Annotated in this window: 19 protein-coding genes, 2 tRNA genes and 2 pseudogenes; all 23 read left to right on the top strand. The window is 42.1% G+C overall.

Annotated elements, in window-relative coordinates; translation table 11 throughout:
- The first annotated feature begins 1 nt into the window (after window position 1).
- The 23 genes and pseudogenes from VN24_RS00095 to rpoD all read left to right on the top strand — a co-directional run bounded on the left by VN24_RS00095 (window position 2) and on the right by rpoD (window position 16,268).
- Complete coding sequence (locus VN24_RS00095) at window positions 2-1,000, top strand: ABC transporter ATP-binding protein (protein ID WP_045668755.1); 999 nt, start codon at window positions 2-4, stop codon at window positions 998-1,000.
- 15 nt (window positions 1,001-1,015) lie between these two features.
- Window positions 1,016-1,810 (top strand): ABC transporter permease, encoded by a 795-nt coding sequence (locus VN24_RS00090; protein WP_045668754.1) that lies wholly within the window; start codon window positions 1,016-1,018, stop codon window positions 1,808-1,810.
- Between the two features lies 1 nt (window position 1,811).
- Entirely contained in the window at window positions 1,812-2,606 is a 795-nt protein-coding gene (locus VN24_RS28630; protein ID WP_045668753.1) for an ABC transporter permease, read from the top strand.
- Between the two features lie 11 nt (window positions 2,607-2,617).
- Window positions 2,618-3,736 carry a nucleotidyltransferase domain-containing protein gene (locus VN24_RS00080; protein WP_045668752.1) on the top strand — a complete coding sequence of 373 codons (1,119 nt, stop codon included), beginning with the start codon at window positions 2,618-2,620 and terminating at the stop codon, window positions 3,734-3,736.
- 11 nt (window positions 3,737-3,747) lie between these two features.
- Entirely contained in the window at window positions 3,748-5,565 is a 1,818-nt protein-coding gene (locus VN24_RS00075; RefSeq protein WP_045668751.1) for an amino acid adenylation domain-containing protein, read from the top strand.
- Between the two features lie 7 nt (window positions 5,566-5,572).
- Entirely contained in the window at window positions 5,573-6,505 is a 933-nt protein-coding gene (locus tag VN24_RS00070; RefSeq protein ID WP_045668750.1) for a hypothetical protein, read from the top strand.
- Window positions 6,506-6,518: 13 nt separating this feature from the next.
- Complete coding sequence (locus VN24_RS00065; RefSeq protein WP_052702704.1) at window positions 6,519-6,749, top strand: phosphopantetheine-binding protein; 231 nt, start codon at window positions 6,519-6,521, stop codon at window positions 6,747-6,749.
- Between the two features lie 273 nt (window positions 6,750-7,022).
- Complete coding sequence (locus VN24_RS00060) at window positions 7,023-8,069, top strand: hypothetical protein (RefSeq protein ID WP_045668749.1); 1,047 nt, start codon at window positions 7,023-7,025, stop codon at window positions 8,067-8,069.
- A 264-nt stretch (window positions 8,070-8,333) separates the two neighbouring features.
- Window positions 8,334-9,419, top strand: coding sequence for a PucR family transcriptional regulator ligand-binding domain-containing protein (locus VN24_RS27975; RefSeq protein ID WP_238590782.1), 1,086 nt, complete (start codon window positions 8,334-8,336; stop codon window positions 9,417-9,419).
- A gap of 5 nt (window positions 9,420-9,424) precedes the next feature.
- Window positions 9,425-10,054 carry a PucR family transcriptional regulator gene (locus VN24_RS27970; protein WP_238590781.1) on the top strand — a complete coding sequence of 210 codons (630 nt, stop codon included), beginning with the start codon at window positions 9,425-9,427 and terminating at the stop codon, window positions 10,052-10,054.
- A 61-nt stretch (window positions 10,055-10,115) separates the two neighbouring features.
- Window positions 10,116-10,202 (top strand) — tRNA-Leu (locus VN24_RS00045).
- Window positions 10,203-10,610: 408 nt separating this feature from the next.
- On the top strand, window positions 10,611-10,778 hold the full coding sequence (locus tag VN24_RS27545; protein WP_158453627.1) for a hypothetical protein: 168 nt from the start codon (window positions 10,611-10,613) through the stop codon (window positions 10,776-10,778).
- Between the two features lie 99 nt (window positions 10,779-10,877).
- Entirely contained in the window at window positions 10,878-11,246 is a 369-nt protein-coding gene (locus VN24_RS26090; protein ID WP_052702702.1) for an extracellular solute-binding protein, read from the top strand.
- Complete coding sequence (locus tag VN24_RS26085; RefSeq protein WP_052702701.1) at window positions 11,227-11,733, top strand: extracellular solute-binding protein; 507 nt, start codon at window positions 11,227-11,229, stop codon at window positions 11,731-11,733. Before VN24_RS26090 ends, VN24_RS26085 begins: the two co-directional genes overlap by 20 nt.
- Window positions 11,734-11,871: 138 nt before the next feature.
- Complete coding sequence (locus VN24_RS28525) at window positions 11,872-12,546, top strand: carbohydrate ABC transporter permease (protein WP_338012207.1); 675 nt, start codon at window positions 11,872-11,874, stop codon at window positions 12,544-12,546.
- Window positions 12,494-12,811: a hypothetical protein gene (locus VN24_RS28520; protein ID WP_338012206.1), complete on the top strand. Its 318-nt coding sequence runs from the start codon at window positions 12,494-12,496 to the stop codon at window positions 12,809-12,811. Before VN24_RS28525 ends, VN24_RS28520 begins: the two co-directional genes overlap by 53 nt.
- 198 nt (window positions 12,812-13,009) lie before the next feature.
- Complete coding sequence (locus VN24_RS27880; RefSeq protein ID WP_052702700.1) at window positions 13,010-13,333, top strand: ABC transporter permease family protein; 324 nt, start codon at window positions 13,010-13,012, stop codon at window positions 13,331-13,333.
- 132 nt (window positions 13,334-13,465) lie between these two features.
- A pseudogene (locus tag VN24_RS00025) lies at window positions 13,466-13,678 on the top strand (helix-turn-helix transcriptional regulator); the annotation flags it as partial.
- 86 nt (window positions 13,679-13,764) lie between these two features.
- Window positions 13,765-14,487: an alpha/beta hydrolase family protein gene (locus tag VN24_RS00020; RefSeq protein ID WP_202967406.1), complete on the top strand. Its 723-nt coding sequence runs from the start codon at window positions 13,765-13,767 to the stop codon at window positions 14,485-14,487.
- A gap of 61 nt (window positions 14,488-14,548) precedes the next feature.
- Window positions 14,549-14,701, top strand: a complete 153-nt coding sequence (locus VN24_RS28515; protein WP_338012243.1) for a hypothetical protein — start codon at window positions 14,549-14,551, stop codon at window positions 14,699-14,701.
- 49 nt (window positions 14,702-14,750) lie between these two features.
- Window positions 14,751-14,837 (top strand) — tRNA-Leu (locus VN24_RS00015).
- A 322-nt stretch (window positions 14,838-15,159) separates the two neighbouring features.
- Window positions 15,160-15,426: an RNA polymerase sigma factor region1.1 domain-containing protein gene (locus tag VN24_RS28625; RefSeq protein WP_045668746.1), complete on the top strand. Its 267-nt coding sequence runs from the start codon at window positions 15,160-15,162 to the stop codon at window positions 15,424-15,426.
- A gap of 5 nt (window positions 15,427-15,431) precedes the next feature.
- Window positions 15,432-16,268, top strand: a pseudogene (rpoD, locus tag VN24_RS00005) (RNA polymerase sigma factor RpoD).
- The last annotated feature ends 7 nt before the right edge of the window (window positions 16,269-16,275 follow it).

The raw sequence follows: 16,275 nt of genomic DNA, 5'->3' as shown, positions 1-16,275 counted from the left end.
CATGAGTATGATTGTAATTGAAAATTTATCAAGGGACTTTCGATTAGTGAAACGGCAACACGGTAAATGGGGGGGATTAAAAAGCATTTTTAATCGGGAGTATACCATTAAAAAGGCGGTTAACAACATTTCCACTACTATAAATAAGGGGGAAATCATAGGGTTTCTAGGGCCAAATGGTGCGGGGAAATCTACTACTATAAAAATGATGGTAGGGATTCTTGTTCCTAGTAGTGGAAAAATTGTGGTTAATGGGATAAATCCGTTTAAAAACCGAAAAGAGCATGCGCGAAATATCGGAGTTGTTTTTGGTCAAAGAACACAGTTATGGTGGGACATACCTGTATCAGAAACATTAAAGCTTCTAAAATACATGTATAAAATTCCTGATAAGGTTTATAAAGAAAATTTGGAATGCTTTTTTGATCTACTGAGTTTAGGGGAATTTATAGATATTCCTGTGAGACAATTAAGCCTTGGACAAAGAATGAGAGCTGATATCTGTTGCTCATTGATGCATAATCCCGAGATATTATTTCTTGATGAACCAACCATTGGTCTTGATGTTGTTGTCAAAGAGAAGATCAGGAATTTTATAAAACAAATCAATTTAGTCAAACAAACAACAGTTATTTTAACGACGCATGACATGCAAGATATCGATAAATTATGTTCTAGAGTGATTATTATCGATAAAGGAACCATTATGCTTGATAGCGACTTAAAGCACATGAAAAACAGATTTGGAAATCAGGAAGTAGTTGTTGTGGAAACTATTAATCCTGTTCTTGATTACAATAAATTGCAAATACCAGGTGTTCTCTCTGTAGATCTTGAAACAAACAAATTGGCAGTTACTTATAACAAATCTATTGTAAATCCTAGCATAATCATATCTAGGATCATGGAGATTGCTCACGTAAGGGATATAAGAATTATTGAAGTCCAGACTGAGGAAATAATCCGCAATATATATGAAGAAATATCTTCTCAGGAGTAAATGGGGAGGTGGGACATGCAGCTTTATTTAGAATATATCAGAAATATAATTCAAACAAATTTAAAGTATCGAACAAATTTTTTACTTGGTCTGATTGGCCGTATAATTGTTTTATTCGTTCAATATTACATCTGGGAAGCTTTGCTTATTAAAGATGTTGCAACCAGCACAGGGAATATATCCTTTAGGGATATGACCAATTATATAACAATCAGCACTATAATATCAGTTCTTGTGAGTAACAATCTAATATACGACATTGATTCAAAAATAAAGAGTGGACAAATAGCTATTGACTTGATCAAGCCTATAAGTTACAAAACGTACTTATTTTGTGGTGTAATAGGTGATAATATTTATCGTATTCTTTTTGAATTAGTTCCAGTCATAATAATCGGGCTCTTTGTCTTTCATTTACAAATTCCTGATTGGACTCATTTATTCATTTTTGCTTTTGCAACAGTGAATGCAGTTATAATTAAATACCTTATTTCATTTATTTTTGGAATTCTTGGATTTTGGATTGTTTCAGTTTGGTATTTTAGTAGGTTTTTAGAGGATTTAATACGTATATTTGCCGGAGCCTGGATACCAATATGGTTCTTTCCTCACTTCCTTGACCGCATATCAAATTTTTTCCCTTTTAAGCTTATTTTTTATGTACCAATATCAATCTACTTGGGAAAGATTTCAATTAAGCAGTCTATATATTTTTTAATTGAACAGGGGTTTTGGATTGTGGGATTATATGCATTTTCAATAATCGTTTGGAATGCGGGTATAAAAAAACTCGTCATACAAGGTGGATAAAATGCAGACTGCAAAACTTATTGTTCGTTTTTTTATTATTTACTTGAAATCAAAAATGGAATACAGGTTTTCATTTTATATGGATATCGGCATCAATATCTTCACGTACTTTATTAATTATTTGGGACTATGGGTTGTTCTTCTTAAGTTTCAAGAAATTAAGGGTTGGGAATTTTACGACATCTTATGGTTATACAATTTAAATCTATTCTCATATGGGATCGCTTGCTTGATTTTTTGGACTCCGATGCGATCATTGGAAAGTATGATAAGTGATGGATCATTCGATTTGATCTTAACTAAACCTATGAACCCATTTCTTAATATGATTTTAAAACAGTCCTATCATGGATTTTTAGGTCATATATTTCTCGGTATTTTTATTTTTGTTATTTGTTCCCCCCACATTGGAATAAATTGGTCGATAACAAAAGTTATTTATTTCTTACTTGCAATCTTTGGAGCAACGTGCATCCATTCTGCAATTCTTGTTGGGACTGGAGCAGTCAGCTTTTGGACGGTTAAGTCAAACTCTGTTATGAATGCAGTTATTTATGGGGTGCGAAACTTTATCGATTATCCTTTATCCATCTATAGCAAATCTATTAAGTTCATGCTTACTTTTATTATACCGTATGCGTTTGTGAATTATTATCCGGCAGCCTATCTACTGAATAAGAATGAAACCAGTTCCTATTTGTATTTAGGGGCACCGGCTATAGGTATAGTGATGTTTATCATTGCATATTTATTTTGGTTTACAGGTATTCGATCATACAAGGGAACTGGATCCTAGGAGGTATTAAAATGAGTTTTTACCTATCTAATGAACAAAAATTGGTAACATTGCTCAGCCGGCTCACTTTTTCACAAAGTAATGAAATCCAGATTGAGGAACTAATGAATCAGGAAATCGATTGGTATTTGGTATTCCGTTACTCGGTGAAAAACAAAGTCCTTCCATTGGCCTGGTACAATTTACAGACAAGAGGGTATGGATATAAAGTACCTCTTCGTCTAGCGCAAGTATTTAATTTTCATAAATTAGGTACAGCTGAACGCAATAAAGTGTATCTGCATGAAATTACAACAATATCAAAGGCGTTTGAGAAAGAAGACCTTCCATTTGTTCCCCTGAAGGGTGCCTACTTAATTCCCCATATGTACAAAAATCATGGTATTCGAACTGTGAATGATATGGATTGTCTAATTCGTCGAAGTGATGTTAAACGAGTTCGATCCATTATGCAGACACTTGGTTACGTTGAAGGGGACTATGATAAAAAATCTAATACTATTCTTCCTGTTAAACGCGAGAAAGCCATCTTGTGGCAAACAAATATGAATAATCTGCTGCCATTTTTGAAATTGCATCAATCTGAGTATGCACAAGTGACTCAAATTGATTTCTCTTTCAGTTTAGATCTGGAATTAAAAATGGAGCCGGTCGAAATCATGATTAATGAATCAATTAAGGACCCAGCCTCCAGTTTTCACTATTTAAACCCTGTTCATTTCTTTATTCATCAGTGCTGCCACCATTACAAAGAGGCTAGCAACGCTTCTTGGGTTGCTCTAAACAGTGATTTAAATCTTATCAAATTTTGTGATGTGCGTGAGTATATTCTTCAGTTTATGAATAATGACTCGTTAAAAGTCGCTGTCGAATTTTCTAAAAAGACGGGTCTAGAGGAAGCCGTATATTTTACATTATTTTATCTTAATGAAATCTACAATGATGGTTATGAAGAAGGCTTGTTACAGCAATTTGATTTTGAAGAAACAAGCTTTCTCTATACCTATGGTCAAAAGGATTACGGTCACACAGTTACTTGGAAAAAAAGTTTTTGGGAGAGAATGTTTTCTGATACAAACAAGGACGAATTAAAGGGTGACGCAAAGTATGCATCTATTGTTGAAATATGAGGAGGCTCACAATGACTATTCCAATGTCAAAGAAAAGTAATAAGATCTTGGAAGAAACAGTCCCTAATACATTGCATCAATTGTTTATGGAGCAAGTGAAGCTTACGCCCGATAATATTGCAATTCAATATGAAGGGACACCGCTCACTTATTCGGAGTTGGACCAGAAATCAAACATACTTGCTCATAAACTAAAGCATTGCGGTGTAGGCCCAGAATGTGTGGTTGGACTGATGAGTTATCGATCATTGGACATGATTACTGGAATATTGGCAATACTTAAAGCTGGAGGGGCATACCTGCCTCTTGATCCCGACTACCCTCAAGATCGCTTGTCATATCTGGTTAGCGATAGCCAAGCTAGAATAATTTTATGTCAAAGAGGACTTGAACAGAAATTTTTCCAGTCTGATATTAGTTTTATGTTCTTGGATGAACAAGTTAGCTACAAGGAAAGCCAACCTCAGGAAAAACACGAAGATATATATTCGCAGTCGAATAATCTGGCTTATATTATCTATACATCTGGTTCGACAGGGACTCCTAAGGGGGTAATGATTGAACACAAGGCAATTGTTAATACAATTACCTGGAGAAAAAATTTTTATAAGATGTCATCATCAGACGTAGTATTACAGCTTCCGTCAATATCATTTGACAGTTCAGTTGAGGATATATTCACAACACTTCTTTCAGGTGCTAAACTTCTTCTTATTAGTCAGAACCAAAGACTGAACATTAAATATTTACAGAAACTTATTTCAGATGAGAAAGTAAGTCATTTTTTGTCCGTACCGTCCTTTTACCAGGAATTACTTGGCGAAAAATTCGATCTACTTAGTAATATGAGATTTATCACTATTGCAGGTGAGGATTTTACACCCCATCTCGTTGAAGAACATTACCTAAAATTGCCAAACGTACTTCTTTATAACGAATACGGTCCAACAGAAAACAGTGTTTGTTCAACATGTTATTTTTTTGATCGTGATAAAGAAATTAAACTAGTTAGTATAGGGAAACCGATTGATAATACGAATGTCTATATTCTAGACGCTAATTTCAACCAAGTGAAGAATGGAGAAGTTGGCGAAATATTTCTTGCTGGAACAGGATTAGCTCGAGGTTACCTGAATAACCCCAAATTAACCAACGAAAGGTTCATACTAAATCCAAATGGCGATGGCCAACGCCTCTATCGAACCGGTGATTTGGCAATGCAATTGCATGATGGAAACATTAAGTATCTTGGAAGAGAAGATGATCAAGTTAAAATACGCGGGTTTCGCATTGAACTAAAAGAAATTGAGTATCAATTATTGAAAAGTGGTCTGGTGAAAAACGCATTTGTAACCATGAAAACCGATGCTAGTAGAAACAAACAGCTAATTGCTTATGTAGTAGCAGATCAAATTCAGTCAGATGCCTTGATCTTAATGCTTAGATCCACTTTTCCGGAATACATGATTCCAAATAAATTTGTTTATTTGGATGCCGTCCCTTTAACACCAAACGGAAAGGTAAATGCGCAAGCATTACCCGATCCATTTGTTAGTTACCAACCAGTAAAAGATCCGACTGCAAACGTCATACAAAAAAAGCTTGAAGTTATTTTGAGTAATATCACATCTTCTGCTATTGATCTTAATGAAAACAATATCAATCGAGATATCAAGTACTTTGGCGTGGATTCACTCAGTTTTATTAAACTGCTTGTAGAAATAGAATTAAACTTCGGATTCGAATTTGACTATGAGGATTTAGTTTCTTCAACAATAACAGTTAGCGACCTATTGTCTGTAATAGAAAGTAACATTGCGGGGGACTAGCCAGTTTATGCGGATGAAAATTAAGCAAAATGAACGGTTTGTTGATCAGCGAATCGTAGCACCTTCTTGTTTTGACGATTCCATTGCAACTTATGCTGAATGGCTTGATTCAGATTATCAGTTAATGTTTTTAAACTCTTGGGATTTTCCTTACACGTCATGTGCAGATTCAATAAAAAATTCGTTTTGTTGGAAAAATAATAAGTTAGATCTACTCAAAGAGCATCATGGTCTGATTTTTAACCGGTATCTTTTTAGTGAGCAAAAATTGATTATTTCTCATTTGAACGAGTCGATAACAATGGGTTATCCCGTAATTGTTTCAGTTTCTGCATATTGGGTACCATGGGATAAAAACTACAGAAAAAAAAATGATATAGTGCATAACTTTATCGTTACAGATGTAGACATGGGCAAAAAAAAAATAATGGGAATCGACCCTTATTATGCTATTGAACATGTGTGTATGTCATTTGAGGAATTTCTACAAGGTGGCAAATCAATAATTGTATATCATGGAAAGAAGGACTCCGATATTCCAAACAATCGCAATCTACTTCGGAATGAATTAACAAGCGGATTATACGGAGAGTATTCTTTATATTCTCGAATGCAACAATTTTGTTCGGATATCAGCAGCAAAAAATTTTCGTTTGAAGATGGACCTCAAATAATTTATCAACTTAGTAAAGTTATATCAGGTAGAACTGAGTTTATCTTACTCTTAGATTATCTGTCTAAAAAGAGTAAAATTAATTTTGATAGTGTAAAAGTTGATTTGCGTAAAGCAGCAGAACAATGGAATTTGATTGGTGCTTTGCTGATGAAACATCTTCTGCTTCAAAAGGAAGGTACACTGAATAAAGTATTGTCCACAATAAATGATGTTGTAAATTTGGAGTTAGAAATCAGAAAAAATTTGATGACTTTGACGGTTTAAAGGGGATAATCTAATGGTAACAAAGGACATTATAACTAAAGTAGTTCAAGAAATAATAAACAATAATGAATTTGATGAAGACGATGATCTTGTTATGTATGGAATGGATTCAATGAATACTATAAGAGTTGTTGTAGAACTTGAAACCCAACTAAATATTATTTTCCCGGATGAGGAGTTAATTTCCGATAACTTTTCATCTATTAAAAAAATTGTAGCTGTTGTTGAAAAATACTCCAATTAAATAGAATTTCTAAAGGGTAATATTTGAAGGGTGTGTGCCGGAAAACGTTCAACCCATATATACAGCACAACAAGAAAAGTAACGGAGACACTTGGTAGAACTTGAGTAATATAGTAATATATTTATATACATACAGCAATCAGGGGTGAGAACGGTTTGGAGTAATCAAAATGCCTCGTGAAAATGGAAAGACTTTCTGAAATCAGGAAAAACCAGACCTTTCCGAAGATTCGGCTAACATGAGTCTGGCAACTCCCAAGGAGGAATTCACTGATGGTAGAAAACCTCGATATTTTTTACCGCAAAGATCTTAATTGCTTCGGTCTAACGGTTAATGCAATTCTTACAAGGGCACTAGGATCTGTCGACTTCTTATGGAATCAGGCAGGAATGGTCTCCTATAATAACAAAGATACGGTTGTCTTTTCGCATTTATATCGAGAAATTTCCAATCATTTGAATAAGTGTGGAAAGATATTGACTTACAATTTCAAGTTTTCAGACCAACAGGAACTTGTTAAACATATGGAAGAAAAACTGAATTGTGGTCATACATTAATGGTCAACGCAGATGTATATGAATTACCGTTCAGCTTATGTTACCAAGACAAACATATAAATCATTATTTTGAGATAATTAAAATACATGGCGATAAAGTATATATATGTGATCACTACTACAAATATGCAGGGGAAGTAAGTCTCCATATTATCCTTCAAGCAATGGCTTCATTGGCCGCATTGCATGAGTCGAGCAATCAAGATCAATGGTTTAACTTTACGTATTTTGATGTATCACGATTTGAAGTGCCGCACAGAAAACAATTTATTCTAGAAACGATTTATAATAATACTTTAATAAATCGGGGAGAGAAACCATTCCCTGTTTGGGTGCCAATAGGAGAGGAGAAGAGGATTGGTGTCGAGGCTTTCTATGAATTCATTCACTATTTGAAAACAATTGTTATTGAGGAAGAACGAGAATTAAATCAGATCTATTGGAATATTAGAAGATTTTATGATTCTCGGACGCATTATTCGAATATACTGCGTTCTTACTCCGATATTTGCCCCGACTATGCGCAACTTGCTGAAAAATATAGAAGCATATCGCAAACATCGCAAATCGCGGCAAATAAAGTATTGAAAATAGCGGAAAATAAAGACCCTAAAATGAGGACTTTAAGAAAGAGTGATTATCCCGGGCTGGAAAACTTGCTGCATAAGGTAATACGATCTGAAGAGGAGGCGATACGATGGATTGAAAACCATATAGACCTTTCAAGTTACAATCATGATCATTATAATCACAAACCTTAGAGTCAGCTCTTAGGATAGTTTCAATTACAAATAAATTTATTATATACATTATTTTTTATTGGAGCGCTCTATTCCCTGAAGGCTCGTCATGATAAATAAAACTGCATCTAAAATGAGGGAGAGGCTCGTGAAAGATCCGATAATAGGAACCTAATCAGCAAGCTTTTCAGATCAGGCAGGCTTACGGAATTACAATACATTTCATCGAATAGTTTTGAATAGTGAAAAGGTAGCAAGTAGGCACTTGTAAAGAAGGTGAGCCGGATGGGTGTTAGTGTAAGAGAAGCAATGGGTATTGGTGGACTAACCCGATGTAAAGTCGTTGCGGGAGAAAAAGGACTCGAAAAAATTATTAATCATATTACGGTTATGGAAGTGCCGGATGTCATTCGATGGTTGAAAGGCAACGAACTGCTTCTTACTAGTTTATACCCTATTAAAGAAGATGAGGAAGCTATTTCTCGTCTGGTTGAACAGCTACACGAAGTGGGAAGCTCGGCATTGGCGGTTAAAACACACCGTTATGTCGATGAAATTCCGCAAGCTATCTTGGAAGCGGGGAATCGGTTTGATTTTCCCATCATCGAAATCGATAACGAAGTTTCCTATCTGGATATTATGTCTCCTCTCATTGAACTGATGCTTAGGAAGTCCAACCCCGGAGAAGAACAGAAGGAATCGTTCTTCCAATGGATAACGGAACTGGCGATGGGGGGCAAAGGGATACCTGCTTTGATTAGTGCTGTACAACAGATGACAGGTAATATCCTTACGGTAGGATCGGAGATTCCAACCCTTGAAGGATATTTTCAGGGGAGGAATGTTGCTCGTTTGACACGGGCGCAGAAGAATGAGTTGAAATCTGCCAAGCGCACGATCCGGATGCAGCGGACGCTGGATGGACAAATGACCCCGTGCATTGTGACTCCGCTGTTGCTGAACGACGAATTATGCGGCGAAGTAACATGCTGGCAAACGAAGCGGGAGTTTCTGGAGAGCGATTTCCATGTGCTCGATCGCACGGTGCCGCTAATGGCGATGGAATTTCTTAAGGTAATGACAAAGTCGGATGTCGAACAAAACTACAAGGACGACTTTTTATCGGAAGTGCTGCTTGGACAAGTTCAGGAGAACGCTGAAATGATTATGAAAGGAAACCATTTCGGCTGGGACCTAAGCAAAAATTATCAAGTGTTTACAATCGCTTGCGGGGAACGTCCTCACCTTTCCAAAAGCGGTGACAATGAATCATTGCGGTATCAGGAACGAAAACGGATTTTGATGCGCAGAGTGGCCGAAATTTTTCGTCTCAGCACTCACAACGTTATATTACCGAGCAGAAAGAACTAATCGCCGTGCTTTACCCCAGGGAGGATGGGAGTGGAAAAGAAGGTTTGCTTTATCTGAACGATCCTCAGAAGGGAGCTATAATAAATGTAGCGAATTCCGTTCGGCGTCATTTGTCTAAAGAATTCGATGATTTGTCGATTACGATCGGAATCGGACGTTTCTATCCCGGGCTGAAAGGCATTCATCGAAGCTATTCCGAATCCTGTAAAGCTATTCGATTAGGCGGGCCGATTACGGAAGAGAGCGGCTTGATCCATTACGAAGATTTGGGCATCTACCGTATATTGAGTCAGATGGAGGATTGGAACGAGCTGGAAGGCTTATATTCGGAGACGATCGGCAAGCTGGTCGAATATGACTGGACCAACAATTCCAACCTTGTAGCGACATTAAAGGAATATTTCGCCAATAATTGCGCTCTGGCAGAAACGGCAGAGAAGCTGTTCGTACATGCCAATACAATGAAATACCGGCTTCAAAAAATCGAGCAGTTAACCGGATGCAGTGTCCATGATTCCGAAAAACGGTTAATGCTGCATGTCGGACTTAAATACATCAAATTTTACAATAGGTTAATGCGGCTAAAGCACGGAAACGACTTCCTTGTTTTAAGCATGAAAAATATCACAGAATGAATTAACGATCCGCTTGACTTGTCCCATGCCGCATGTTAGGATTATTGAGTGTTCACGGCGTGCGGTCGTGGCGGAATTGGCAGACGCGCTAGATTCAGGTTCTAGTGGTGTAACAGCCGTGGAGGTTCAAGTCCTCTCGACCGCACCATACTTAACAAGCAACGCCCTCCAGAATAATCTGGGGGTTTATTTTTGTCGTGTGCGCCTAGCCGCTGTCGGAGTAATTCAACCGAGTTCATCCCATTTTTAGAAGTCCTGAGCCATGCTAGCCGGCACACACGTCGCAAGCTCACCGTTGAAAAGAGCTCGCGAATTGTAGAATTACGACATTTGAAAGCGTTAACAAATACGCTATAGTTATCCCAAGAAAATGAATACGTTTTCACAAATCATTCCTAGGAGGCTTCGAGTACGATGCGCAAAGCGATGTTCATGATCATGACGGTGTTTCTTACTTTCTCTCTCGTCCTGATGGGCTGCTCCCAACGCCAAGGCAATGGGTCAGGCAATTCGTCCGGCTCGGCAAACGGCAGCAAAACGGAAAACCAGGGTTCGGGTGCGGCCGCTTCAGGAGCGGGACAAAATCAGGCTGACGGTCTACAATACGACGTCCGACTCTGCGGTTCAGGATGCGCTGAAAGGCATTGCGGGCGACTTTATGAAGGAAAACCCGAATATTCAGGTGGAGTTCCAATTCCCCGGCTCGGAATATGAAAATATTTGAGGTCAAGATGGCGGCGAACGATCTTCCGGACGTATTCGATACGCACGGATGGGCGATTATCCGCTACGGCAACTACTTGGCGGATCTGAAAGATGAGCCGTGGCGGGCAACCTTACCGATACGATCAAGCCGGTCGTCGTCGATAAAGACGGCAAAGTTTACACGCTTGTGCTGAGCGAAGCGAAGGACGGCATTACGTATAATGCGGATGTCTTAAGCAAATACAACATTAAACCGCCTCAAACGTTCGAGGAATTATTGGCCGCGGCGGAAACGCTGAAAACAAGCAGCGGCGGACAAATCACCCCGTTCTTTATGTCCGGCGTCGATAACGGCATGATCGGCCAGTTTTTGGATCAGTATGCCACATCTCTGTTCATCAGTCCGGCTCAGAACGATGCCCAAAGCTTGCTGGACGGCAATTTCGATTGGAACAAGTGGGCGGAACTTGCGCAAAAAACTGCTTGATTTGAAATCAAAAGGATATATCAACGAAGATGTGCTGACGGCCAAGCGCAGCGATATGCCGACGCGGTTCGCGCAAGGCAAGGTGGCCTTTATTATAGGAGGAACCAGCTTTGCGGATGAAGTGCACAAGGTCGATCCTAACGTGAAAGTCGGCATTATGCCGCTTACTTCAATGGTTGCCGGCGACGGCACGAATTTCTCCGGCGGCGAGAGGTATACGGTGGGAGCATGGAAAGACGGCAAGCATCTGGAAGAATCGAAGAAACTGATCGCGTTCTTCGCCAAGCCTGAAAATATGTCGCGCTTCGCCAATGCGACGAAGCTTCCCGCCGGTCTTAAGATATCTCGTCCGAGCATGAGTTCTCCGCGTACTATGACGAATTCGCCGGCGTCCGCGTATTCCCATACTTCGACCGTGTATATTTGCCGAACGGAATGTGGGATGTCATCTGCAAGACGGGTACCGCCTTGCTTGCCGGCAGCGTAAGCCCGCAGCAGTTTGCCGACAAGATGAAATCGGAATATGAGCGCCTGCGGGATCAATAATGTTTCAACCCGATAAAGGGGGGCGCGCGCCCCTCTTTTGTCTAAAGACTCTTGTTTGATTCAACGAGGAGGAAAGAGTATGGAAGATATGAAGCGGCTTTCACTGCAGTCGGTATCGGCCGGGAGACCGGTGCCGTCCTATTTCCGGCGGCTGGCAAGGTCGGGGAGCGTGATCAATCTGCTCTATATGCCTGCGCTGCTGCTGTTCGCGATTTTTATTTTTTACCCGTTTCTTAAAGGTATTCAAATCTCGTTTACGAACTGGGACGGCTACAATCAGCACTACAAATGGATCGGGATTGACAATTACAAGCGGATGTTACAGGATCCCGACATTAAGACGGTTATTAAAAACACATTCATTTACGGGCTCGGAAGCACGATCTTCCAGAACGTGATCGGCCTGCTGTACGCCCTGTTTCTGAACATGAGCATCCGCATCCGCGGCGTCGTGAGAACGATTATTTATTTGCCGGTCATCATCAGCGCGCTCATTATGGGTTACATCTGGTACTTTCTTTTTCCAATACGAAGGCGGGCGATCAACGACATCTTGCTGCTGTTCCAGGACCGGCCCTCCAATTTGCTCGGCGATCCTAACGTGAACGTCTGGATTATTACGTTCGTCAACACGTACCAATACTTAGGTATCGCAATGGTGCTGTTTCTGGCCGGCTTGCAGTCCATCCCGCAGGACTATTATGAAGCGGCGACGATCGACGGGGCGGGCCCCTCTCGCGTTTCTTCCATGTGACGTGGCCGCTGCTGGCACCTTCGTTCACCGTCAGCATGGTGCTCACCTGATCGGCGGTCTCAAGCTGTTCGACGTCGTCGCCGCGATGACAAACAGCGGGCCGGGATACGCTTCGGCTTCGCTCTCAACTTTAATGTACCAGCTCTATTTCGGCCGCGAGGATGCGGGTTACGCGTCGACGATCGGCATACTGATGTTTATTATTATTTCCGTGGTCAGCATTGCGGCTCTTATTTTGCTCCGTAGAAGAGAGGTGTCGGCATGAAGAAGGTAACCGCGGACAAGCGAAAAAGAAAAAGCTGGCTCAATCTGACAGCCGTCGTCATTTGTCTCATTCACATTCTTCCTTTCTACATTTTGGTGACAACCTCGTTTAAAGCGGCTGACGATTTGAGCTCTAAATGGGTGTTTCCCGGTTATCTGTATCTGGATAACTTTATTAACGCCTGGCGGGAAGCGGAATTTGGCAGTCGCTTTCCGCAACAATATCATCGTCACGATTTTTGCGATTGCCTTGATCGTCATGATCGGCTCGATCGCCGCTTACCCGCTTGCACGCCGGCAGACGGGCTGGAACCGGTTTATTTACGCGCTCTTCGTTTCCGCGCTGATCGTTCCGCCGCTCACCATTCTCGTGCCGCTCTACAAATTTATGGTGGATATCAGCGGCATGAACACCTATTGGGGCGTTATTCTGCTTCATGTCACGTTCCATCTGCCGATGACATCTTTTTGTACACCGGATTTATCGGTACGATTCCGAAGGAGCTGGACGAAGCCGCGATGATCGACGGAACGGGGCGGTTCTTACCGCCGATCTTGTCGAGCAGGTGCTCCATTATGTCGACGCCCATTACGCCGATGATATCGGCATCGGGCAAATTGCGGCTATGCTGAGCGTTTCTCCCATTATTTAAGCGCGCTGTTTCATAAAAAAACCGGTACGATGTTTGTCAAGCATTTGACCCGGATCCGCATGCTGAAGGCGAAGGAGCTGCTGATCGGCTCCAACATGCAGATCAAGCAGGTTGCCGAAGCGGTCGGATATTACAGCACGCGCCATTTTACGAAGCTGTTTACCGAGGCGTTCGGCAGCAGCCCGTCCTTTTACCGAAAGCCTCAAGTGATGTGACTGTTTCCCTCTGACATCTGCCGCCGAGACGTGCTATTTTTATGAGGAGGCTTTCTGCACATTATCTCGGACGGAGGAGAGGGAGATTGACTGTTGTTTTAACCGTCGTGATCATTATCGTCTTGCTTGCTGCCGCGCTTGCCTATGCGGCGTTTCATTTTTTCAACATGGCTGTTGTCCGGAAGCGGCAGCAGTTTTTGGAGGGTGATCCGATTTATCCCAGCCCGGGGAAGCATTCGTTTGATAACGGCTGGCTGGAGCAGCAGCCGCTCGAGGAAGTCGGTATCACGACAGAAGACGGACTGAAGCTGCGCGGCTATTATTTGCCGGCAAAAGCGCCGACTCGAAGAGCCGTTATTTTGGCGCACGGGTATACGGGGAGCGCAAAGCGCGATATGGGTTCGCTCGCCGGCTTTATGCCGAGACGTTCGGATACGACGTTCTCATTCCGGACAACCGGAGCCATGGGCAAAGCGAAGGGCGCTACATCGGTTCGGCTGGCTGGACCGGCGGGATTACGTACAGTGGATCGACTGGCTCATTTCCCGGAACGGACCGGATACGGAAATTGTGCTTCACGGCGTATCGATGGGCGGGGCGGCCGTGCTCATGACCGCGGGCGAGCGTCTGCCCGTCAATGTGAAAGGAATCGTATCGGATTGCGCCTTCACATCGGCCAAACATATTTGAGTTATCAGCTGAAGCGGATGTTCAAGCTGCCGGCGTTCCCGTTTATCGATGCGACAAGCCTTCTGTGCCGGCTGCGAGCAGGTTATTTCTTCGGGGAAGCTTCCGCTTTGAAAAGGTGAAGGCGGCGGTGCTGCCATTCTGTTTATCCATGGAGCGGCGGACACTTACGTGCCGACGGAGATGGTGCACCGTTTGTATGAAGAATATGCAGGCTATAAAGAGCTGTTCATTGTTCCGGAGGCCGGACACGGGATGGCGTTTCGAACCGATCAAGCAGGATATCGGCAGGCGGTTAAACATTTTTTTGAACCGTACGCTCTAAAAAAACATTGACCTCAATTCTTATTTGTGATAAGATATTTCTCGTTGACAAGTTCAACATGCGGTCGTGGCGGAATTGGCAGACGCGCTAGATTCAGGTTCTAGTGGTGTAACAGCCGTGGAGGTTCAAGTCCTCTCGACCGCACCATAACGATTCAAACGACAAGGTTTCAGCGATAAGCTGAAGCCTTTTTAGTTTATTAACGGTGATCAGCGAAGCAAACAGCCTATCATTTCGTTATATGAAATGAGGTGATTTTCTTCACAAAAAAACCGGTTCGGAATCGCTCCGGACCGGAATCTCGTAATCTATTAAGAGGAAACTATAATAATAAGTAAAAAAGACTGGATTTATTTTGAGATATCTGTTAAAATCCAGATTACTCATAATAATTCAATCATTTAAATGTATCACAATTCGTTTCAAATGTCAATAAAATTTGCTGTGCCGCAAACCGGGAGGAGCTGGAATGGCTAATTATTTACAGTCGGAAACGGAAATGACGCTTCAACAGGTACAGGAACAGCTGATTCGGAAAGGCAAAGAGCAATTTTCGCTTTCTTATAATGAAATTGTGGAGAAGCTGGATCCTTTTGAATTAACGCCCGAGCAGTTTGACGCTTTTTTCGAACGGCTTTCCGGGCTCGAAATCGAAATTATTGAACCCGGCCGCTCCCAATCCGGCAGTTCGGATATCCCGAAGAAGAAGAAGGGAACGGGCTGGAGAGCGAGCTAACGCTAATGCCCGGTATCAAAATCAACGACCCGGTCCGGATGTATTTAAAGGAAATCGGACGGGTGCCGCTTCTGTCCGCAGAGCAGGAAGTGGAATTTCGCTCCGAATTAAGGACGGGATGAAGAGGCAAAAAGCAGGCTGGCCGAAGCAAACCTGCGTCTTGTCGTCAGTATAGCCGAAGATACGCGGGGCGGGGCATGCTTTTCCTCGATCTCATTCAGGAAGGCAACATGGGGCTTCTGAAAGCCGTCGGCAAATTTGACCATACAAAAGGCTATAAATTCAGCACGTATGCCACATGGTGGATTCGTCAGGCGATTACGCGGGCCATTGCCGATCAGGCCCGAACGATCCGGGTTCCGGTTCATATGGTGGAAACGATCAACAAGCTGATGCGCATTTCCCGGCAGCTGGTGCTGCAGCTCGGCCGCGAGCCTTCTACCGAGGAAATCGCCAGCGAAATGGATGTGAGTCCGGAGAAAGTACGGGAAATATTGAAGATCGCCCAGGAGCCGGTATCGCTTGAGACTCCGATCGGAGAGGAGAACGACTCGAATTTGGGCGACTTTATCGAAGACCAAGATGCCCAAGCCCCTGCGGATGCCGCGGCCTTCGAACTGTTGAAGGAGCAGCTCGACGGGGTGCTGGATACACTGACGGAGCGGGAGGAGCATGTGCTCCGGCTGCGGTTCGGACTCGAAGACGGGCGGACGCGTACGCTGGAGGAAGTCGGCAAAGTGTTCGGCGTAACGAGAGAACGTATCCGTCAGATTGAAGCGAAGGCGCTGCGCAAACTCAGACATCCGAGCCGCAGCAAGCGGCTGAAAGATTTTATGAGTTAACGCGCCA

Source organism: Paenibacillus beijingensis, assembly GCF_000961095.1.
Taxonomy (GTDB): domain Bacteria; phylum Bacillota; class Bacilli; order Paenibacillales; family Paenibacillaceae; genus Paenibacillus_O; species Paenibacillus_O beijingensis.
This window is presented reverse-complemented; position numbering and strand designations above follow the sequence as displayed.